This is a genomic window from Flavobacterium ginsenosidimutans (assembly GCF_003254625.1).
Lineage (GTDB): Bacteria > Bacteroidota > Bacteroidia > Flavobacteriales > Flavobacteriaceae > Flavobacterium > Flavobacterium ginsenosidimutans.
On record NZ_QJRJ01000080.1, the window covers coordinates 431,471 to 451,718 of the forward strand.

Genomic DNA, 20,248 nt, shown 5'->3' on the forward strand with positions numbered 1-20,248 from the left:
CCTTTAAATCTGCGGAATCTAAAGCAAAAACTTTTATCCCAGATAGTTAGCTTGGCAAAGTATTTTTAATATTTCACGCAGATTTATAAAGATTAAAGCAGATTTACTTTTTTTAATCAAGTTAGATCTGCTCCAATCTGCAGAATCTGCGTGAAATAAAAATTTAATTATGCCTGTAAAGCCTTCTTCAACCCTTCGAAATCAACAGAAACTTGTTCTCCTGTCACTAAATTTTTAAGCGCATAAGAATTTGACGTGATTTCTTGATCTCCAACCAATACTGCAAACGGAATTAAACGTTTGTCTGCATATTGAAATTGTTTTCCAACTTTCACATTGTCAGGATACAATTCTACTTTTATATTTTCTTTTCTTAATTTCTGAATTGCCTGAGAAGCATACAAAGCTTCTTTATCTCCAAAATTCAAAAACAATGCTTTAGAAGTCGCCGCAACTGTTTCTGGAAATAATTGTAATTCTTCTAAAACTAGATAAATTCTATCCAATCCAAAAGATATTCCGACACCACTCATATTTTTTAAACCAAAAATCCCCGTCAAATCGTCGTATCTTCCGCCACCTCCGATTGAACCCATAGCAACTGTTTTTGGAGCTGCAACTTCAAAAATTGCTCCTGTATAATAATTTAAACCGCGAGCTAAAGTCACATCTAAATCTAAAATCGCAGTAGAAAGTCCTAATTCAGCAACATTATCACATATAAATTTAAGCTCTTCAACACCTTTCATTCCTTCCTCAGAAGATGACAATAATTCTGAAAGCTGTGCAATTTTGTCTGCAAAAGTTCCTGAAAAACTGAAAAGTGGCTGTACTTTTACTAAAGCATCTTCAGCAATTCCTTTTTCGATCATTTCATTTTTAACGCCGTCTTCTCCAATTTTATCCAATTTATCAAGAGCAACCGTAAAATCAATTAATTTATCTGAAGCGCCAATTACTTCTGCAATTCCAGATAAAATTTTTCTGTTATTAATTTTAATCGTTACGCCTTCCAAACCTAAAGCTGTAAAAACAGTATCGTATAATTGAACTAATTCTACTTCTTGCCATAAAGATTTTGAACCAACAACGTCGGCATCGCATTGAAAAAATTCTCTAAAACGCCCTTTTTGCGGATTATCAGCTCTCCAAACTGGTTGGATTTGATATCTTTTAAAAGGAAATTCAATTTCGCTTTGGTGCTGTACCACATATCTTGCAAACGGAACTGTCAAATCGTAACGCAAAGCTTTTTCAGAAATTTTTCCTGTGAATTTATTTAATTCAATTCTTTGCTCTAAAGTAATTTTCTCAGCAGAATTTAATTGTAATTCTTCAATTGATTCTGGCAATTCAATTTTACTTTTATTGTAGAAAAAGTTTCCAGAATTTAAAATTTTAAAAATCAGACGATCTCCTTCTTCTCCATATTTCCCCATTAAGGTGTCTGAATTTTCAAACGAAGGCGTTTCGATTGGCTGAAAACCAAATTTCTCGAAATTAGCTTTTATAGTCTGAATAATATATTGACGTTTTGACACCTCTGCTGGTGAAAAATCTCTTGTCCCTTTTGGTATACTTGGTTTTGAAGCCATCTTTTTTATTTTAGATTGTTGATTTTAGATTTTAGATTGTTTCAATCTTTATCTAAAAACCTTATGATGTTAATTTATTTCTAGATTTTTTAGATTGTCAGTTCTTTAGACTTTCGACTTTAAAACTTTCCAACCTTCGCCTTATTAAGTCTGCAAATATCTTACTTTTTAAAATAAATAATAACACTTCGAAAACAAACTTGTAACAAAAAACGTATTTTCGTGACAAATTGGTCATGATGCTAAAATTATTTAAAGAAAATATCCGAATTGCATTTGGTTCTATCAAAACACAATTGCTGCGTACTATTCTTACCGTTTTAATTATTGCCATCGGTATTACCGCTTTGGTTGGAATTTTGACTGTTGTTACAGCACTTGAAAATACCGTTTCAACCAATTTTGCTTCGATGGGAGCTAATACTTTCAATATTAATCAATACGAAAATAACCTTAAAAATCGTGGCGGAAACGAACGCGAAATCATAAACCCAATTATTTCTTATCCAGAAGCGGTTGCTTTTAAAAATAAATATAAATATCCTTTTACGGAGACTTCACTTTCTTTTACAGCAACCTCAAAAGCCGAAGTAAAATATTTAGACACCAAAACTGATCCAGAAATTACAGTACTTGGAGTTGACGAACATTTTATTTCGAATTCTGGTTTAGAAACTACTTTAGGTCGTTCATTCAATCAATTCGATATTGAAAACAATACTTATTCTTGTATCGTAGGTTCTGATTTCGAAAAGGGCCTATTAAAAGACCTAAACCCTATTGATAAAATAATTTCAATTCGAGGCGCTCGATTTAAAGTTATTGGTGTCTTAAAAGAAAAAGGATCAACTTTTGGAAACAGCCAGGATTTGCGCGTTTTAATTCCAATTCAAGTAGCGCGTTCCTTATTTACGGCACCAAACATTAATTATACGATAAGCGTAATGGTTTCCAAGAAAGAAGTTTTAGACGAAGCCATAGACAATGCGACAAGCACAATGCGAAGAGTTCGTAAATTAAGTCCTGTCCGCGATAATAATTTTGGAATTGGCCGAAGCGATGATTTGATTAACCGAATTCTAAGCATAACTCAATATCTAGGAATAGCAGCATGGACTATATCTGTCATCACAATTTTAGGATCTTCAATCGCCTTAATGAATATTATGGTTGTTTCGGTTACAGAACGTACTCGCGAAATTGGTGTTCGTAAAGCTTTGGGAGCAAAAAGATCAACTGTTGCTTTTCAGTTTTTTATAGAAACTTTATTGATCGGACAAATTGGAGGTTTGGTTGGAATCCTTTTAGGAATCCTCCTTGGTTTTGCCATTGCAACGGCCATGAGTTTTGTTTTTGTGATTCCGTGGATGGCTATTTTTGCCGCTTTTGGAACAAGTTTTTGTGTTGCGCTAGTTTCTGGTTTATATCCCGCAATTAAAGCCTCAAAATTAGATCCTATTGAAGCTTTGCGTTATGAATAATTTTTAGTCGCAGTTTTCAGTTAATATATCTGAAAACTGAGACCGAGACTAAAAACTTAAATATTCCCTTTTATCATACGATCGTTATCGTAAATATCTTTTCGAAGTTCAACATTTTTGAAATTCATATTTTCTAATAAATCGATCATTTCCTTTCCAAGATATTGATTGATTTCAAAATATAATTTCCCACTTTTCTGAAGTCCGTTTTTCGATAGAGAAGCAATTTTTCTATAAAAAATCAATGGATCAGTATCTTCTACAAAAAGCGCTAAATGCGGTTCGTAATCCAAAACATTCTTTTTGATTTCTACTTTTTCTAAATTTCGAACGTACGGCGGATTTGAAACTATAATATCAAACTGACACGTAAATTCTTCTGTTTCCAAAATATTCAGAAACATAAAAGTAACGTCGACATTATTTTTTAAAGCGTTTCTTTTTGCGGTTTCAATTGCTTTTTTAGAAACATCAATTCCAAAAACTTCTGCGTTCGGAAGATTCTTTGCCAGAGAAATAGCAATACAGCCAGTTCCCGTACCAATATCTAGAATTCTTATTTTTTTGTTTTTAGCAGGACTTGTATTTTCGTTAATAATCCATTCGACCAATTCTTCTGTTTCAGGCCTCGGAATCAAAACATTTTCATTTACTTCAAAATCCAAACCATAAAAATTAGTTTTCCCAAGTAAATATTGAATCGGAACTTCTTTTTTAAGCTGTTTTAACAACTCATCCCATATCACAAAATCATTCTCATCAAAAACCAATTCATGATTTAACGCTAAATCAATCTGGCGAAGTTTATGTTTATCCTCAAGAATCAAATAAAAAAAGCTCTCTGCTTCGTACGCATCGTAAAAAGGAGATAATTCTTTAATAAACTGAGTACGATATTGTTTAATTTTCATTTTTATTTTTTGAGCATTTATATCAGCCAAAAACTGACATTCATCTTTCAATAAGTCTTGCTGTTTTAAATTTGTTACATTAAAATTACAAAACTTTCAGCATCCATATAGGGCAAGAACAATGCCCTGTATTTCCCATTGGCGCGTCCAAATATTCAAAACCAGATTTTTTGTACAACTTTTGTGCGGCATGCATAAAAGGCATTGTTTCGATATAACATTTTTCAAAACCAAAAAATCTTGCTTGTTCTAAACATTTGTCCATCATTTTTGATCCAATTCCTAAACCTCTTGTTTTTGGCAGAAAATACATTTTCTGCAATTCACATATTTTAGGATCTCCATTTTCTAAAGGCGCAATTCCAGCACAGCCCACAATTTCTCCGTCACTTTCAACAACAAAATATGCCGATTGGGGTTTGGCATATTCTTCAAACATCAAATCCAAGTAAGGATCTTCATATGCTGTTCCTACTTTTGGAATTTCCATTTCATCAAAAACCGATCTTATCAAACTTGCAACTGCTTGATTATCTTCTTTTTTAATTGCTCTTATAAGCCAATTTACCATTTTTTTTATTCTAAATCATTATAAATACAAAAGTAAATATACTTTTTTGATAGTATTATAACTATCTGGATTGTTTCACAACTTAATGTTTTCGAGTTAGTGATAATCTTAAAATTAACTACTTTTGCACTGTGAATATACATGAAAAATACATAAAACGCTGTATCGAATTGGCACAAAATGGGCTAGGAACAACATATCCGAACCCAATGGTCGGAAGCGTAATTGTTTACGATGGTCAAATTATTGGCGAAGGTTGGCATAAAAAAGCTGGCGAGCCGCATGCAGAAGTAAATGCTGTTCGTTCTGTAAAAGATAAATCGCTGTTGAAAAAAGCAACTATCTATGTGAGTTTAGAACCTTGCAGCCATTTTGGCAAAACACCTCCTTGTTGCGATTTGATTATTGCAAATGAAATTCCGAATGTTGTTGTCGGAACGGTTGATCCGAATGAAAAAGTAGCTGGAAAAGGAATTTTAAAATTAATTGAAGCTGGCGCAAATGTTACAGTTGGAGTCTTAGAAGAGGAGTGCAATGAACTAAATAAGCGTTTTTTTACTTTTCATCAGAAAAAAAGACCTTATATCATTTTAAAATGGGCCGAAAGTCAAGACGGATTTTTAGCTCCTGAAAAAGCAATTGATCAAGATAGAAAACCAATTTGGATTACGAATCAATATTCAAGACAATTGGTTCACAAATGGCGAACTGAAGAACAGGCTATTTTAGTTGGAACACAGACTGTTGTTGATGATAATCCAAAATTAAATGCTCGAGATTGGAACGGTAACAATCCCGTACGAGTTGTTATCGATCAAAATAATAGAATCGATGAAAACAGTTTTATTTTTGATGATTCTGTGAAAACTTTTATTTTTTCTAAAGATTCAAAACCATCAAACGAAAACACTCAATTTGAAGTAATTGATTTTAGCAAAAATATCATTTCTCAGATATTGGATGTTTTATATCAAAATCAAATTCAATCTATAATAATTGAAGGCGGAAGACAAACGCTCCAATCTTTTATTGATGAAAATCTTTGGGATGAAGCTAGAATTTTTGTTGGAAAAACGAATTTTCTAAATGGAACAAAAGCTCCAATTATTACAAGAAAAAACAGCACAAAAACTAACATATTAAGCGACGAACTGATACAAATTAGAAATCATGATTAATGCGATAATTTTTGACTTTGGAGATATTTTTATCAATTTAGATAAACCTGCCACAATTTCTGGTTTGCAAAAACTTGGAATGAAAGAATGGAACGCTGAATTTGACCAACTAAATCTTTCTTTTGAAGTTGGAGCTATTTCACCAGAAGATTTTATAGGAGGTTTTCAAAAACAATTACCAAATGCTTCTAAAGAAGATATTTTGAGAGCTTGGAATGCAGTTTTAGCAGATTTCCCTTTTTATCGTTTAGAGTTTCTTCTGGAATTATCAAAAAAATATCGCTTGTTTTTATTGAGCAACACCGATTCTATCCATATCAATACATTTGAAGAAAAAAGCGGTGTTTCTTTCTACAAAGATTTTTATGACTGTTTTGAAAAAGTTTATTTTTCATTTGATATCGGAATGAGAAAGCCTGATCCGAAAATCTATCAATTTGTTTTAGATCAAAATAATCTAGTTGCTGAAAACACTTTATTTGTTGATGATAAAACAGAGAACACAGACAGCGCTTCAGCTTTAGGAATTAAAGTTTGGAATCTTCAAGTTGGAAAAGAAGATGTTGTAGATTTATTCGACAAAGGATTATTATAAAGCATTTTAATTCTTTTAAAAAATATTCAGCCACAGATTAAAGGATTTTCACAGATTTATTATGTGAGCAAAAGAAAAATCCTTTTTAATTCTTTTAATCTGTGGCTAAAAAAATATAAACCTTTACAATTGGAAATTAACGATACTTATCAAACTATTGCATCTGCATCTGAAGAAATACTGTTCAAAGAAAAAGGCAGTAAATTCTTTGGTTATGCATTTCCGATAGATCATGAAGATGAAGTAAAACCTATTATCGAGGACCTTAAAAAGCAACATCCTCACGCGGTACATTATTGTTATGCTTACCAAATTGGTGTTGGAAATAAAATCTCGTATCGCGCCAACGATGACGGTGAGCCAAGCAACACGGCTGGAGCGCCAATTTATGGACAAATACAATCTTTTGGGCTAACTAACGTTTTAGTTGTAGTCGTTCGTATTTTTGGCGGAGTAAAATTAGGCGTTGGCGGATTAATTTCTGCATATCGAACAACTGCACAACAGACTTTGGAAGTTTGTGAAATCGTTGAAAAGACAATTGATGTCGAATTTTTAATTTCTTTTGATTACAAAAACATGAATAAAGTAATGCGAGTTATCAAAGAAAAGAAATTAGAAATCGTTTCTCAAGAAATGGAAATGGATGAAATTTCAGGATTGCCAATTGGTAAAATTGTGACAAAAACGAGAAAAAAAAATGCCGAAACAGTGTTCAGCATTTTTGATTTAATGTTCGAAATTGATATTAAATTAGTATAAATTAACATCAAAATCTCGCTCATTTTAACAATTATTCAAGCGATTTAAATATTTCCAAAATATAGTCTGGAGGAGCTGTTGGACGACCCGTTTTTAACGCAACAAATACTAAAATAAACGTCGCAGTTGTTAATAACTCATTCGCCTCATTGTAGATTGCGCAGTCAAATTCGATCTTAACTGAAGAGTGACTTTTAAAAGTCGTATGAATTGTTAAAAGTTCATCATATCTCGCCGATTTTTTGTAATTTATGTTCATGTTGACAATCGGGAGGCCAATACCGCTTTCTTCCATGCTTTTATACGAAACCCCTTTATTTCTAAGCCATTCCACGCGTCCAATTTCAAAATAAGGTACATAATTTCCGTGATAAACGACTCCCATTTGGTCGGTTTCTGAGTAACGAACTCGTACTTGAGTCTGATGATTTTTCATTTATAAAATATTAAAAAAATTCGAATTTAAAAAGTCGCATTACAACTTTTTTTTATAAAATTAGATACCAAAATATTTTTTTTTACAGAAATTTGTTCACATATTTGTTATCCCGAAATACGGAATAAAATTGCTCCTCTTTTATTAGGAGAATCTTTACAACAATAATAAAAATTTATCTGAATCTATGACTAAAACTGCTCAATCGGTATGGGAAAACTGTTTGTCCTTTATAAAGGATAATATTCAAGACCAAGCATATAAAACTTGGTTTGAACCAATCAAATCAGTTGAGCTAACCGATAACGCATTATACATTCAGGTTCCAAGTAAATTTTTCTACGAGTGGCTCGAAGAGCACTACGTAAAATTGTTGAAAGTTGCGCTTACCAAAGAACTGGGAAAAAACGCAAAGTTACTCTATAAAATTAAAATGGAGAACACTTATGGAAATAAACAGCCGTTTACCGAGCAGCTGCCAAGTTCCAACAGAGTGCCAATGAAACCGCAAGAGGTTGACGCTCCGTTTAAAAACTTAAATCCTGAACTAAAAAATCCATTTGTAATTCCTGGAATTAGAAATTTAAAAATTGAGTCTCAGTTAAATCCGAACTACAGTTTTGATAATTTCCTTGAAGGAGATTCAAACCGTTTGGCTCGTTCTGCAGGTATGGCTGTTGCCAACAAGCCTGGAGGAACTTCATTTAATCCTTTATTGATTTTTGGAGGAGTTGGTTTAGGAAAAACACACTTAGCACATGCTATAGGCGTAGAAGTAAAAGATAAGTATCCGGAAAAGACCGTTTTATATATTTCTGCTGAGATTTTTACACAACAATATATTGACTCTGTAAAAAAGAATAATCGTAATGATTTTATTCACTTTTACCAATTAATTGATGTTTTAATTATTGACGACGTTCAGTTCTTATCTGGAAAATCAGGAACACAGGATGTATTCTTCCATATTTTTAACTATTTACACCAAAACGGAAAACAAGTAATCTTAACTTCAGATAAAGCTCCTGTTGACATGCAGGATATCGAACAAAGATTATTGTCTCGTTTTAAATGGGGATTATCTGCAGAATTACATCAGCCTGATTACGAAACTCGTATTTCGATCTTAAAAAACATTTTATATCGTGATGGTGTTGAGATGCCAGAAGATATTTTAGAATATGTTGCTCGAAACATTAAATCAAATGTTAGAGAATTGGAAGGCGCTATTATTTCCTTAATCGCTCAATCTTCTTTCAACAAAAAAGAAGTTACGATTGAATTAGCGAAAAGCGTTGTAGAGAAATTTGTTAAAAACGTAAAGAGAGAAATCTCAATCGATTATATTCAAAAAATCGTTTCAGATTATTTCCAATTGGATATTGAAACACTTCAATCTAAGACTAGAAAGAGGCACGTTGTACAAGCAAGACAGCTCGCTATGTTCTTTGCAAAAAAATTCACCAAAGCTTCTCTCGCTAATATTGGTTCACAAATTGGAGATCGCGATCACGCAACTGTTCTTCACGCTTGTAAAACAGTCGATAATTTAGTTTCTACAGACAAACAATTTAAAAAGTTTGTTGAAGATATCAATAAAAAACTAACGCTATAACGCGAATCATGCCAGTAAAAGTTTTAATGGTTTGTTTAGGGAACATCTGTAGATCTCCCTTAGCAGAAGGAATTTTAGCTTCTAAATTACCTCAAGATAAATTCTTTGTCGATTCGGCTGGCACAGGTTCTTGGCATATCGGGCATTGCCCAGACAAACGTTCAATTGAAGTAGCTAAAAAAAACGGAATTAACATCAGTGCTCAAAAAGGGAGACAAATTCAAGTTTCTGATTTTGATGAATTTGATTATATCTATGTAATGGATAATTCAAATTTTCGTGATGTTGTTCATTTAGCAAAAACTCCCGAGCATAAAAACAAAGTTCGTTTGATTTTAAACGAATTATTTCCAGATGAAAATGTTGATGTTCCAGATCCATATTACGGTTCAACAAATGGTTTTGACAACGTTTACAAAATGCTGGACGAAGTAACAGATCTTATTGCAGATCAATTACTTAAAAAACACTCCTAATTCGATTCAATTATTTCTAAAAAAGAGATAATTGAATTTTTTAATTTTAAAGAAAAACAAACACATGAAACTTCTCGGAAAATTATATTTAATTCCAACTACAATGGGCGAAAGCGATCCGATGGATGTTTTACCACAAACCGTTAGAAGAACGATAGAAGTTATCGACCATTATATTGTTGAAAACGACAAAACAGCGAGAAAATCTATAAAAGCAGTTTATCCTGAAAAGAAACAATCTGAACTTGTTCTTTTTACTTTAAATAAAAGAACAGAAACTAGCGAACATAATGATTTCATAAAACCTTTATTAGAAGGAAAAAATATGGGATTAATGAGTGAAGCTGGCTGTCCTGGAGTTGCAGATCCAGGTGCCGCAATTGTAAAGTTGGCTCATGAAAAAGGAATTCAAGTTGTACCTTTAGTTGGACCTTCTTCTATCCTATTGGCAATGATGGCTTCTGGAATGAATGGTCAGAGTTTTACTTTTAATGGATATTTACCAATTGATAAAGACGAGAAAAAATCGGCAATTCGTCATTTCGAGAAATTGTCTTATGATAAAAACCAATCGCAACTATTCATTGAAACTCCATACAGAAACAACAAACTGATTGAAGATCTTTTGCAGATTTTAAGTCCTGCAACTCATCTTTGTATTGCGGCAGATATTACTTTGCCAACAGAATTTATCAAAACAATGAAAATTTCGGATTGGAAAAAGTTAAAAGTTGACTTAGATAAACGTCCTGCGATTTTTATTATTCATAAAATGTAAATTAATAAATCTTCATTTATGAAAAGAATCTCAGCTCTGCTATTTCTTTGTTTAACACACTGTATTTCTTCACCAGACAACAAAGCATTAAAAGACAAAAAGACAGAAGAGAATATTATTAAAGATAGCAATTATGTATCTGAGACAAATACACCTACCAAAGTCAATAAAATTAAAACAAAAGAAGATAACAAAATATATAATATTGACTCAATAGATGTAAAACCTGACTTTGAAAAAGGAATTGAAAAACTTCAAAAATTCATTAGATACAATTATAAATATCCCGAAGAAGAACTTCAGGTAAAAGGCATCGTTGATGTAAACTTTATAGTTGAAAAGGACGGCGATTTAAGTGACATAAAAATCACTAAAGATGCAGACTTTGGAACTGGAAACGAAGCAATTCGAGTTCTTAAAAAATGTCCAAAATGGATTCCTGGAATGCATAATAATAGACTTGTAAGAGTTCGTTACTATTTAACGATACCAATAGACGCATATCATGAGTAAACTCCCAAACGTAACCACAAGCATTTTCACAGTAATGTCTAAAATGGCTGCTGAATACAATGCTATAAATCTTTCTCAAGGATTTCCAAATTTTCCAGTTGATGAAAGATTAACAGATATTGTTTCGAGATTAGCGAAAGAAAACGTTCACCAATATACACCAATGGCAGGTTATCCGCCGTTGATGAACAAAATTGCAACGTTAACCCAGAATTCTTATAACAGAACAATAAATTCTGACACAGAACTTTTGGTTACGGCTGGAGCAACTCAGGGAATTTTTACCACAATTTTAGCTTTAGTAAAAGATAATGACGAAGTAATTATTCTCGATCCGAGTTATGATTCTTACGAGTCTCCAGTTTTACTCTGTAAAGCAAAACCTGTTCGAGTGGCACTGAATGACGATTATACTCCAAATTGGGAAAGAATTGAAAAAGCTTGTTCTGCAAAAACCAGAATGATGATTATCAATAATCCACATAATCCAACAGGGAAAATTTTAACTCAAAATGATTTTGTTCAATTAAAAAATCTTCTTGAAAAATATCCAGATATTATCATTTTATCTGACGAAGTTTACGAATACATTACTTTCGAAGAAAAACATATTTCAGCACACACTAAAGATTTTCTTTTAGATCGTTGCGTTATGGTTTCTTCTTTTGGAAAATCATTTCATATAACAGGATGGAAAATTGGTTATACCATTGCGCCAGAACATTTAATGAAAGAAATTAAAAAAGTGCATCAGTTTTTGGTTTTTAGTGTAAACAGCATTTCCCAATTTGCCATAAGCGAATATCTTGATGTTGTCGATGTAAATTTACTTGGGAAATTCTATCAGGAAAAACGAGATTATTTTCAGAAACTGCTTCAAAATAGCCGTTTCGAATTGAAACCTTGTGAAGGAACTTATTTTCAGGTTGCTTCTTATGCAAACATTTCAGACAAAGACGATGTGACTTTTTGTAAAAACCTTATTATCGATCACGGAGTTGCGGCAATACCAATTTCAACTTTTTATTCAGATCATAAAGATCAAAAGTTAATTCGTTTTTGTTTCGCAAAGGATAACTTCACATTAGAATCTGCAGCAAAAAAATTATCTGAAATATAATTTTTTTCAAAATTTTATAACATTATTATGCATGCATCCTATTTTATTTAACTAATATTGCAAAAAAAGAAAAAAGTATGAGCTACACAGATAAGATGTTACGTGATGATGCTTTACAAGGCAAAGTCATTGTCGTTACAGGCGGCGGAAGCGGTTTAGGTAAAGCTATGACCAAATATTTTCTCGAATTAGGAGCTCAAGTAGCGATAACTTCTAGAGATCTAGAAAAGTTAAAAACTACAGCTGCCGAACTGGAAAGCCAAACTGGAGGTAAATGTCTTCCTCTTCAATGTGATGTTCGTCATTACGAAGAAGTAGAAAACATGCTTCAGGAAACTTTAAAAGTTTTCGGAAAAGTAGATGTTCTTTTAAATAATGCTGCAGGAAATTTTATTTCGCCAACCGAAAGATTATCAGCAAATGCATTTGATACTGTGATAGATATCGTGCTTAAAGGTTCTAAAAACTGTACGTTGGCTTTTGGAAAACACTGGATCGATACAAAACAAACTTCTGCTACGATTTTAAATATTGTTACAACTTACGCTTGGACTGGATCTGCCTATGTTGTTCCTAGTGCTACAGCAAAAGCAGGAGTTTTGGCAATGACTAGAAGTCTTGCTGTAGAATGGGCAAAATACGGAATTCGCTCTAACGCAATTGCTCCAGGACCATTTCCAACAAAAGGAGCTTGGGACAGATTATTGCCTGGAGATTTAGCCGAAAAATTTGATATGGCGAAAAAAGTGCCATTGAAAAGAGTTGGAGATCACCAAGAATTAGCCAATTTGGCAGCGTATTTAGTTTCTGATTTTTCATCTTATATCAACGGAGATGTAATCACGATTGATGGTGGTGAATGGCTAAAAGGCGCTGGACAGTTCAATTTATTAGAAGCAATTCCAGAAGAACTTTGGGATCAGCTTGAAATGATGATAAAAGCAAAAAAGAATAAATAATTACAAGTGCTTACTAAATTCAGAATATTTTTTTTAAACTATACTGATTGCACGAAATCCCGAAGGTTTACTTTCGGGATTTTTTTTATGTTTTTCACCATATAAGCAATATAATTTCAGTTAAGTAACATTTTGTTTAAACATTTTCTAGCTTAATTTTACTTACGTTACTTATATGTTTAAAATCATAATATTTTAATACAATTCAGTTAAATTATTATTTTTGCCAAACAAATATCAAACAAAAATTTTATGCTCATTATAGGAATTGCAGGAGGAACAGGAAGTGGAAAAACAACAGTAGTACACCAAATCATGAACGAATTGCCACATACAGAAGTTGGGGTAATTTCTCAAGATTCTTATTATAAAGAAACTACCAATTTGTCTTTTGACGAAAGAGCATTAATCAATTTTGATCACCCGAGAGCGATTGATTTTGAATTATTGGTAAAGCATTTAAAAGCACTAAAAGCAGGTGAAACAATTGACCAACCTGTTTATTCTTTTATTCAGCATAACAGAACAGACGACACTGTTTCGACACATCCTAGAAAAGTAATGATTGTGGAAGGAATTTTAATCTTGACCAATCCAGAATTGAGAGATATGTTTGATATTAAAGTTTTTGTTCATGCAGATTCTGACGAAAGATTAATTCGTCGTTTAAAAAGAGATATTTCAGAACGAGGACGTGATATTGATGAAGTTTTAAACCGTTACCAAACGACTTTAAAGCCTATGCATGAGCAATTTATAGAGCCTTCTAAAGCTTTTGCAGACATTATCATCCCGAATGACAAATACAATACGGTAGCAATTGATGTAGTTCGCGCTGTAATTAATCAGAGAATTTCATAATTTTTATCGTAAATTTAAACCATAATAATTAGGAGCTGATTCCCGCTATTCGTTGCAAACGGAGTTCACTGAACTCCAATGAAAATAAAAATTAAGTGAAGTAATCTTTCTGCCTCCCGATAGTTATCGGGACCGGCACAAAAGGATTTTCACTACTATCGGGGCTAGAGACAACATTCAAATTCAAAAGAAATATTCGTTTAAGATGAAATTTAAAAATCCATACAAAGACAAAAAATGGTTCAAATACCTAGGAAACAAATACGTTTGGGTTTTGCTGTTTTTTATAGTTTGGATGTTATTTCTAGACAATTACTCCTATTTTGATCATCGTTTTTTAGATGAGCAAATTCATGAACTTCAGGATAATAAAAAGTATTATCAGGAAGAAATCAGAAAAGATCAAGAGCAGATCAAACAGCTCAAAAATCCGGAACAAATTGAGAAATATGCACGCGAGAAATATTTCATGAAGAAAGACAGCGAAGATATTTATATCATACAATTTGAAGGAGACACCATTCAAGAAAAAGAATAATCAAACAAAACACAATGGCCACTAACCTATTCGACGATTTTAATCCGATTTCATCCAAACAATGGAAACAAAAAATTCAGTTTGAATTAGATGGAGCCGATTACAATCAGACTGTTATTTGGAATTCTCCGGAGGATATTCAGGTAAAACCTTTTTATCATAGCGATGAATTTACAAAAGCAGCAAATGTAAATACTCAAGCCTCAGATTTTAAAATCTGCCAAAATATCTTTGTTTTCGATGTAGAAAAATCTATCGAACGTGCTTTGAATACTTTAGAAAGAGGTGCAGAAAGTCTTCGTTTTACAATTGAAAATGATAAAGTTGACGTTCAAAAACTATTGGAAAATCTTCCTTTAGAAAACAAAAACGTTTACTTTAATTTCAATTTTATCTCAATCGATTTCGTTAAAAAATTAGACACGATTTCGATTCAGAAAAAAGCCATTTTCTATTGTAATTTTGATCCAATTGGTCAATTGGCAAAAGATGGAAATTGGTTTGCAACTTCAGAGAAAAATAACTTTGAAACTTTAGATATACTTTTTAAAAACACAACAAATTTAAATCTGCTAAGTGTAGATCTGGGGTTATATCAAAATTCTGGAGCAAATATTACACAGCAGATTGCTTATAGTTTAGCACATGCAAACGAATATTTGAATCGTTTTTCTATCGAAAGAAAATCAATTGTTTTTCAGATTTCAGTTGGGACCAATTATTTCTTCGAAATTGCTAAACTTAGAGCGCTCCGAATGCTTTTTGATTTAATAGCTAAAGAATATAATTCAGAAATAAAATGCCATTTTTTGGTAACTCCTACAAAACGAAACAAAACTATTTACGATTACAACGTGAATATGCTTCGTACAACAACCGAATGCATGTCGGCAATTTTAGGAGGTGCAGATGCGATTGCTAATTTACCTTACGACGCTTTATATCACAAAGACAATGAATTTGGCGATCGTATTGCGAGAAATCAGCTTTTGATTTTAAAACATGAAAGCTATTTTGACAAAGTAAATAATCCAGCCGACGGAAGTTATTATATCGAAAGTTTGACCATGCAATTGGCTGAAAAAAGCTTGACTTTGTTTAAAGACATCGAAGCCAATGGAGGTTTCTTGAAACTTTTAAACGACGGAACAATCAAAAAGAAAATTCAAGAAAGTGCGAACAAAGAGCAGGAATTATTCGATTCTAAAAAAGAAATTCTTTTAGGAACTAATAAATATCCCAACAAAGAAGACCGAATGAAACATGATTTAGAACTGTTTCCTTTTGTAAAAATCAAACCAAGAAAAACATTAATTACGCCAATTATTGAAAAAAGATTGGCTGAGAAAATGGAGCAAGAAAGATTGGAGCTTGAATAATAATCTCAACCGTAATTAATTACAAATTCAAAAAACAAGTGTCTCAATGATTAGAAAAGACCTTAAACATATAAAGCTAGAAGTTAAAAGTCAGGAACCAAAAGTTAATTCTAGTTCTGACAACTTTACGACTGCCGAAGGAATCGAAATCAAAAAAAACTATTCGGAGAAAGATATCGAAGATTTAGAATTTCTTGATTTTGGAGCTGGTTTTGCACCCAATTTACGTGGCCCGTATGCAACGATGTATGTACGCCGTCCGTGGACTATTCGTCAATATGCAGGATTTTCGACAGCGGAAGAAAGTAATGCCTTTTACAGAAAAAATTTAGCTGCAGGACAAAAGGGACTTTCCATTGCTTTTGACTTACCAACGCATCGCGGTTACGATTCAGATCACGAAAGAGTCGTTGGTGATGTTGGAAAAGCAGGTGTTGCAATTGATTCTGTTGAAGACATGAAAGTGCTTTTCGATCAGATTCCGTTGGACGAAATGTCGGTTTCTATGACCATGAATGGAGCAGTATTACCCATTATGGCTTTTTACATTGTTGCTGCAGAAGAACAAGGCGTTAGTCCAGAAAAACTGGCAGGAACAATTCAAAACGATATTTTGAAAGAGTTTATGGTTAGAAATACTTATATCTATCCTCCCACTCCTTCGATGAAAATTATCGCCGATATTTTTGAATTTACGAGCAAGAAAATGCCAAAATTCAATTCGATATCCATATCTGGCTACCACATGCAAGAAGCTGGTGCGACAGCTGATATTGAATTAGCTTACACTTTAGCCGATGGTTTAGAATATATCAGAACCGGATTATCAACAGGAATGACGATTGACGATTTTGCTCCAAGATTATCTTTCTTTTGGGCAATCGGTATGAATCATTTTATGGAAATTGCCAAAATGAGAGCTGGACGAATGATTTGGGCGAAATTATTACAGCAATTCAATCCGAAAAGTGATAAATCTTTGGCTTTAAGAACACATTGCCAAACAAGCGGATGGAGTTTAACCGAGCAAGATCCGTTTAACAATGTGGCGAGAACTTGTATAGAAGCTGCTGCAGCGGTTTTTGGTGGAACTCAATCTTTACACACCAATGCTTTAGATGAAGCAATTGCACTTCCAACAGATTTCTCGGCTAGAATTGCTCGAAATACTCAAATATTTCTTCAAGAAGAAACCAAAATTACCAAAACCGTAGATCCATGGGCTGGAAGTTATTATGTTGAAAGTCTGACAAACGATATTGTTGAAAAAACCTGGAAACTAATTGAAGAAGTAGAAGAACTTGGCGGAATGACAAAAGCAATTGAAGCTGGAATTCCGAAACTTCGAATTGAAGAAGCGGCCGCGAGAAAACAAGCAAGAATTGACAGTGGACAAGATATTATTGTTGGCGTTAATCAATTTCGTTTAGAAAAAGAAGATCCATTAGATATCCTAGATGTAGACAATCAATTGGTTCGTAAACAGCAGATTGAACGTCTAGAAGAAATAAAACGAACAAGAGATTCTGAAAAAGTAAATAAGTCACTAGAAAAATTAATCCATTGTGCACAAACGGGACAAGGCAACTTACTAGAAATTGCAATTGAAGCTGCGAGAAATAGAGCAACGTTAGGTGAAATCAGTAATGCGTTGGAAACTGTCTTTGGTCGTTTTAAAGCACAAATCAAATCTTTTAGCGGAGTGTACAGTGCAGCAATAAAAAATGACGAAAATTTTGAACGAGCAAAACAACTAGCTGATGTTTTTGCTAAACAAGAAGGAAGACGTCCTAGAATTATGATTGCAAAAATGGGACAAGACGGTCACGATCGAGGTGCAAAAGTAGTTGCAACAGGTTATGCCGATGTAGGTTTTGATGTTGATATTGGTCCATTATTTCAAACTCCTGCAGAAGCAGCAAAACAAGCTGTAGAAAATGACGTTCATATTTTGGGAGTTTCATCTCTTGCTGCTGGTCATAAAACATTAGTTCCTCAAGTTATAGAAGAACTAAAAAAACATGGACGCGAAGATATAATGGTAATTGTAGGCGGTGTTATTCCGTCTCAGGACTATCAATTCTTATTTGATGCGGGCGCATCAGCAGTTTTCGGTCCAGGAACTAAAATAAGCGAAGCGGCTATAAAAATTTTAGAAGCTTTAATAGATTAAAGTTAGCAGTCGCAGTCGCAGTTTTCAGTTATTAGAGATACGGAAAATAAATAAAGTTCTTGAGATAGCATTTTAGCTCATAAAGAACATACACAATAGAAAAAGAGGTTGTTTCACAATTGTGAAACAACCTCTTTTAATTTAGTCGTTTACTGTTGCGTTACTATCTGCTTCTATAAAAGAAAGATCGTAACCTGCAAAATCTCTCATGTAGCTTTTTAAAGAAGTCCCGAAAGCATCTCTAAAATGTCTGCTTCCTTTGTTTTTGAAAAAATTCTTTACAGAACCTGCGCCACCTAAATGCGCTGCAGCTAAAATTCCAGATTCGGTAATTTCAATACCACTGATGATTTTACCTTGATACTTTTCGATTTCGTAACGTAAAATCCATTTGTTTTTGGCTAACAAAGCTATAAAAGCTTTTTCTTGTAGAGCGGGATCTTTTAAAAAGGCTTTATTATCATTAATTCCGATTGCTCTTAAAGCTTTAGAACCAAATTGATATTTACCCATATAACCAAGGGAATTTACTAATCTGTATTGCCCTTGCGATTCTTTAAAAGCTACTGCTTCTTTAAATCCTATAAGATGATTTCCTGTGAATGGGACGTTGGTGTTCGGATAATCATTCTTTTCTTTTGATGGAAAAATGTATTCTGATCCATCTGTTTTTTCAATTAAAAACCAAGGTTTGGTTTCGTGATTTGAGGGAATAAATCCCAAACTTAAAAATGTAATAATAACGACTAAACTCGCATAAAAATACCATTTCTTTATCATAAATTGTTTTTCTTCAAGACACTGTCACTCTCTTGAAATTTCTACGGTGCAAAGATAAGACAATTTCGAAATATGCTTAAAACCAGCATTTTAACATTTTTAAAGAAATATTAGGATTCGCTTTCATCCCAGATATAGTAATGGATTCCGAAAGATTTTGGTAATGATTTTTTAACCTTAAAAACCGAAAATTGAGGTCTAAAAAAAATCAATTTTATATAAATTTTAAGCAAATTCATTAAAAATGAAAGAAATGGATTACATTTAATTTGTCTTTTTTGTGTCAATTTTAAAAATGAGTTTTCGAATTTTATAAAATTTACTGTCGAAAATTGTTTAAATTTTCATTAGTCCCAACTTAAAAATTGATCAAAATATTAATTTAATAATTTTCAAAGCAAAATTAATTTTGAATAAAATTAGAAATAAAAAAACCGAAGCAAAATTTACTTCGGTTTATAATATTTTTTTTAGAAACTAAATTATCTTGTCACACCTTGACTTGCAATCCAGTCTGAATATTTTTTTGCATTTACATTATGCTCCGCCAATGTTGCAGCAAATTCGTGATATCCGAAACGATCAACACTTGCACAGAAATAGATATAATCATTCTTTTCTGGGTTTAAAACAGCTTCTAAAGCCGTAATATCAGGCATTGCAATTGGTCCAGGAGGAAGTCCTTTATTTACGTAAGTATTATATGGAGATCTCATTACCAAATCATTATAAAAAACTCTTTTAATAACTTGATCAAAATCGTTATCTCTCAATTTTAAAGCATAAATAACTGTTGGATCTGCTTGTAAAGGCATTTCTAAACGTAAACGATTTAAATAAACACCCGCAATACGAGGTCTTTCATCTTTTTTAACTGATTCTTTATGAACAATTGACGCTAAAATTGTAGCTTGAACAGGAGTTAAACCTTGTGCTTTTGCTTTTTCAATTCTTTCAGCTGTCCAGAAATTGTGATATTCTTTAATCATTTTATCACGGAACTTCTCAGCCGATGTATTCCAGTAAATTTCGTAAGTATTTGGAATAAACATCGCAAAAACGTTTTCTTCATTAAATCCGTTTGCTGCTAAGAAAGTCGAATCTTTAATGGCTTTCAATAAAGATAAACTGTCAGCTTCAATTTCTTTACCAATTCTTCCTGCAAAATTTTCTAAACGCTCTTGATTGTTAAAAACTAACTTAACTGGAATATTAGAACGCATCGCTCGAACTAAATCAATATTATTCATGTCTTTCTTTAAAAGAAAACGACCCGATTTTACATTTTGCGGATAATCTCTTTTTTCTGCAACCATTTCAAAGTTGTCAAAGTTCTTTATATAAGGTGCCAAAATTTTCTTTACATCGGCATAACTGGCGTCTGTAGGCACGTAAACATATACTTCTTTCTCTTCAAATTTAGTATTAGAACTAAAAATTTTATTTACTAGAATAAAACCATATATCAATAAAACTGAAATTATGGCTACGGCACTTATTGTGATTATTTTTTTTAGACTCAAAGCT

At 32.7% G+C, this 20,248-nt stretch carries 20 protein-coding genes; 14 read left to right on the top strand and 6 right to left on the bottom strand.

Annotated elements, in window-relative coordinates:
• Positions 1–167: 167 nt before the first annotated feature.
• Positions 168–1,595, bottom strand: coding sequence for a histidine--tRNA ligase (hisS, locus tag DM444_RS18160; protein WP_111289206.1), 1,428 nt, complete (start codon positions 1,593–1,595; stop codon positions 168–170).
• A gap of 236 nt (positions 1,596–1,831) precedes the next feature.
• On the opposite strand from hisS, the gene DM444_RS18165 reads away from it, so the two are divergent.
• Positions 1,832–3,076, top strand: coding sequence for an ABC transporter permease (locus tag DM444_RS18165; RefSeq protein ID WP_162614996.1), 1,245 nt, complete (start codon positions 1,832–1,834; stop codon positions 3,074–3,076).
• 56 nt (positions 3,077–3,132) lie between these two features.
• On the opposite strand, the gene prmC is transcribed toward DM444_RS18165, so the two are convergent.
• On the bottom strand, positions 3,133–3,987 hold the full coding sequence (gene prmC, locus DM444_RS18170; protein WP_111289278.1) for a peptide chain release factor N(5)-glutamine methyltransferase: 855 nt from the start codon (positions 3,985–3,987) through the stop codon (positions 3,133–3,135).
• An 85-nt stretch (positions 3,988–4,072) separates the two neighbouring features.
• The gene (locus tag DM444_RS18175) at positions 4,073–4,558 is read right to left on the bottom strand and encodes a GNAT family N-acetyltransferase (protein ID WP_111289210.1); all 486 of its coding nucleotides are present in this window, start codon (positions 4,556–4,558) and stop codon (positions 4,073–4,075) included.
• A gap of 131 nt (positions 4,559–4,689) precedes the next feature.
• Between DM444_RS18175 and ribD the strand changes: the two genes are divergently transcribed.
• The 3 genes from ribD to DM444_RS18190 all read left to right on the top strand — a co-directional run bounded on the left by ribD (position 4,690) and on the right by DM444_RS18190 (position 7,093).
• Positions 4,690–5,736: a bifunctional diaminohydroxyphosphoribosylaminopyrimidine deaminase/5-amino-6-(5-phosphoribosylamino)uracil reductase RibD gene (ribD, locus tag DM444_RS18180; protein ID WP_111289212.1), complete on the top strand. Its 1,047-nt coding sequence runs from the start codon at positions 4,690–4,692 to the stop codon at positions 5,734–5,736.
• A complete protein-coding gene (locus DM444_RS18185) occupies positions 5,729–6,331 on the top strand; it encodes an HAD family hydrolase (RefSeq protein WP_111289214.1) in 603 nt (200 codons plus the stop codon). The genes ribD and DM444_RS18185 overlap by 8 nt, the downstream gene beginning before the upstream one ends.
• A 129-nt stretch (positions 6,332–6,460) precedes the next feature.
• A complete protein-coding gene (locus DM444_RS18190; protein WP_111289280.1) occupies positions 6,461–7,093 on the top strand; it encodes an IMPACT family protein in 633 nt (210 codons plus the stop codon).
• Between the two features lie 31 nt (positions 7,094–7,124).
• On the opposite strand, the gene DM444_RS18195 is transcribed toward DM444_RS18190, so the two are convergent.
• Positions 7,125–7,529 (bottom strand): acyl-CoA thioesterase, encoded by a 405-nt coding sequence (locus DM444_RS18195; RefSeq protein ID WP_111289216.1) that lies wholly within the window; start codon positions 7,527–7,529, stop codon positions 7,125–7,127.
• A 187-nt stretch (positions 7,530–7,716) separates the two neighbouring features.
• On the opposite strand from DM444_RS18195, the gene dnaA reads away from it, so the two are divergent.
• From dnaA to scpA, 10 genes are all read left to right on the top strand, one after another.
• Complete coding sequence (gene dnaA / locus DM444_RS18200; RefSeq protein WP_091492283.1) at positions 7,717–9,144, top strand: chromosomal replication initiator protein DnaA; 1,428 nt, start codon at positions 7,717–7,719, stop codon at positions 9,142–9,144.
• A gap of 8 nt (positions 9,145–9,152) precedes the next feature.
• Positions 9,153–9,620: a low molecular weight protein-tyrosine-phosphatase gene (locus tag DM444_RS18205; protein ID WP_111289218.1), complete on the top strand. Its 468-nt coding sequence runs from the start codon at positions 9,153–9,155 to the stop codon at positions 9,618–9,620.
• A gap of 64 nt (positions 9,621–9,684) precedes the next feature.
• Entirely contained in the window at positions 9,685–10,398 is a 714-nt protein-coding gene (locus tag DM444_RS18210; protein ID WP_111289220.1) for an SAM-dependent methyltransferase, read from the top strand.
• Between the two features lie 18 nt (positions 10,399–10,416).
• Entirely contained in the window at positions 10,417–10,911 is a 495-nt protein-coding gene (locus DM444_RS18215; RefSeq protein ID WP_111289222.1) for an energy transducer TonB, read from the top strand.
• Positions 10,904–12,031, top strand: a complete 1,128-nt coding sequence (locus tag DM444_RS18220) for a methionine aminotransferase (RefSeq protein WP_111289224.1) — start codon at positions 10,904–10,906, stop codon at positions 12,029–12,031. Before DM444_RS18215 ends, DM444_RS18220 begins: the two co-directional genes overlap by 8 nt.
• A 77-nt stretch (positions 12,032–12,108) precedes the next feature.
• Complete coding sequence (locus DM444_RS18225; RefSeq protein WP_162614997.1) at positions 12,109–12,990, top strand: SDR family oxidoreductase; 882 nt, start codon at positions 12,109–12,111, stop codon at positions 12,988–12,990.
• A gap of 252 nt (positions 12,991–13,242) precedes the next feature.
• On the top strand, positions 13,243–13,851 hold the full coding sequence (udk, locus tag DM444_RS18230) for a uridine kinase (RefSeq protein ID WP_111289226.1): 609 nt from the start codon (positions 13,243–13,245) through the stop codon (positions 13,849–13,851).
• A 205-nt stretch (positions 13,852–14,056) separates the two neighbouring features.
• A complete protein-coding gene (locus DM444_RS18235; RefSeq protein ID WP_111289228.1) occupies positions 14,057–14,389 on the top strand; it encodes an FtsB family cell division protein in 333 nt (110 codons plus the stop codon).
• 14 nt (positions 14,390–14,403) lie between these two features.
• A complete protein-coding gene (locus DM444_RS18240; protein ID WP_111289230.1) occupies positions 14,404–15,768 on the top strand; it encodes a methylmalonyl-CoA mutase subunit beta in 1,365 nt (454 codons plus the stop codon).
• A 46-nt stretch (positions 15,769–15,814) separates the two neighbouring features.
• Complete coding sequence (scpA, locus tag DM444_RS18245; protein WP_162614998.1) at positions 15,815–17,941, top strand: methylmalonyl-CoA mutase; 2,127 nt, start codon at positions 15,815–15,817, stop codon at positions 17,939–17,941.
• Between the two features lie 141 nt (positions 17,942–18,082).
• On the opposite strand, the gene DM444_RS18250 is transcribed toward scpA, so the two are convergent.
• Both DM444_RS18250 and mltG read right to left on the bottom strand, forming a co-directional pair.
• Positions 18,083–18,721 carry a peptidoglycan-binding protein LysM gene (locus tag DM444_RS18250; RefSeq protein WP_111289232.1) on the bottom strand — a complete coding sequence of 213 codons (639 nt, stop codon included), beginning with the start codon at positions 18,719–18,721 and terminating at the stop codon, positions 18,083–18,085.
• Positions 18,722–19,203: 482 nt separating this feature from the next.
• Positions 19,204–20,244 carry an endolytic transglycosylase MltG gene (gene mltG / locus DM444_RS18255; RefSeq protein WP_111289234.1) on the bottom strand — a complete coding sequence of 347 codons (1,041 nt, stop codon included), beginning with the start codon at positions 20,242–20,244 and terminating at the stop codon, positions 19,204–19,206.
• Positions 20,245–20,248 lie beyond the last annotated feature (4 nt).

Coding starts and splice junctions, on each gene's coding strand:
- scpA (WP_162614998.1), top strand. CDS start 15,815: ATGATTAGAAAAGACCTTAAACATATAAAGCTAGAAGTTAAAAGTCAG.
- DM444_RS18165 (WP_162614996.1), top strand. CDS start 1,832: ATGATGCTAAAATTATTTAAAGAAAATATCCGAATTGCATTTGGTTCT.
- prmC (WP_111289278.1), bottom strand. CDS start 3,987: ATGAAAATTAAACAATATCGTACTCAGTTTATTAAAGAATTATCTCCT.
- DM444_RS18250 (WP_111289232.1), bottom strand. CDS start 18,721: ATGATAAAGAAATGGTATTTTTATGCGAGTTTAGTCGTTATTATTACA.
- hisS (WP_111289206.1), bottom strand. CDS start 1,595: ATGGCTTCAAAACCAAGTATACCAAAAGGGACAAGAGATTTTTCACCA.
- DM444_RS18225 (WP_162614997.1), top strand. CDS start 12,109: ATGAGCTACACAGATAAGATGTTACGTGATGATGCTTTACAAGGCAAA.
- DM444_RS18195 (WP_111289216.1), bottom strand. CDS start 7,529: ATGAAAAATCATCAGACTCAAGTACGAGTTCGTTACTCAGAAACCGAC.
- DM444_RS18235 (WP_111289228.1), top strand. CDS start 14,057: ATGAAATTTAAAAATCCATACAAAGACAAAAAATGGTTCAAATACCTA.
- DM444_RS18240 (WP_111289230.1), top strand. CDS start 14,404: ATGGCCACTAACCTATTCGACGATTTTAATCCGATTTCATCCAAACAA.
- dnaA (WP_091492283.1), top strand. CDS start 7,717: ATGACTAAAACTGCTCAATCGGTATGGGAAAACTGTTTGTCCTTTATA.
- DM444_RS18210 (WP_111289220.1), top strand. CDS start 9,685: ATGAAACTTCTCGGAAAATTATATTTAATTCCAACTACAATGGGCGAA.
- DM444_RS18220 (WP_111289224.1), top strand. CDS start 10,904: ATGAGTAAACTCCCAAACGTAACCACAAGCATTTTCACAGTAATGTCT.
- udk (WP_111289226.1), top strand. CDS start 13,243: ATGCTCATTATAGGAATTGCAGGAGGAACAGGAAGTGGAAAAACAACA.
- DM444_RS18185 (WP_111289214.1), top strand. CDS start 5,729: ATGATTAATGCGATAATTTTTGACTTTGGAGATATTTTTATCAATTTA.
- DM444_RS18205 (WP_111289218.1), top strand. CDS start 9,153: ATGCCAGTAAAAGTTTTAATGGTTTGTTTAGGGAACATCTGTAGATCT.
- DM444_RS18175 (WP_111289210.1), bottom strand. CDS start 4,558: ATGGTAAATTGGCTTATAAGAGCAATTAAAAAAGAAGATAATCAAGCA.
- DM444_RS18215 (WP_111289222.1), top strand. CDS start 10,417: ATGAAAAGAATCTCAGCTCTGCTATTTCTTTGTTTAACACACTGTATT.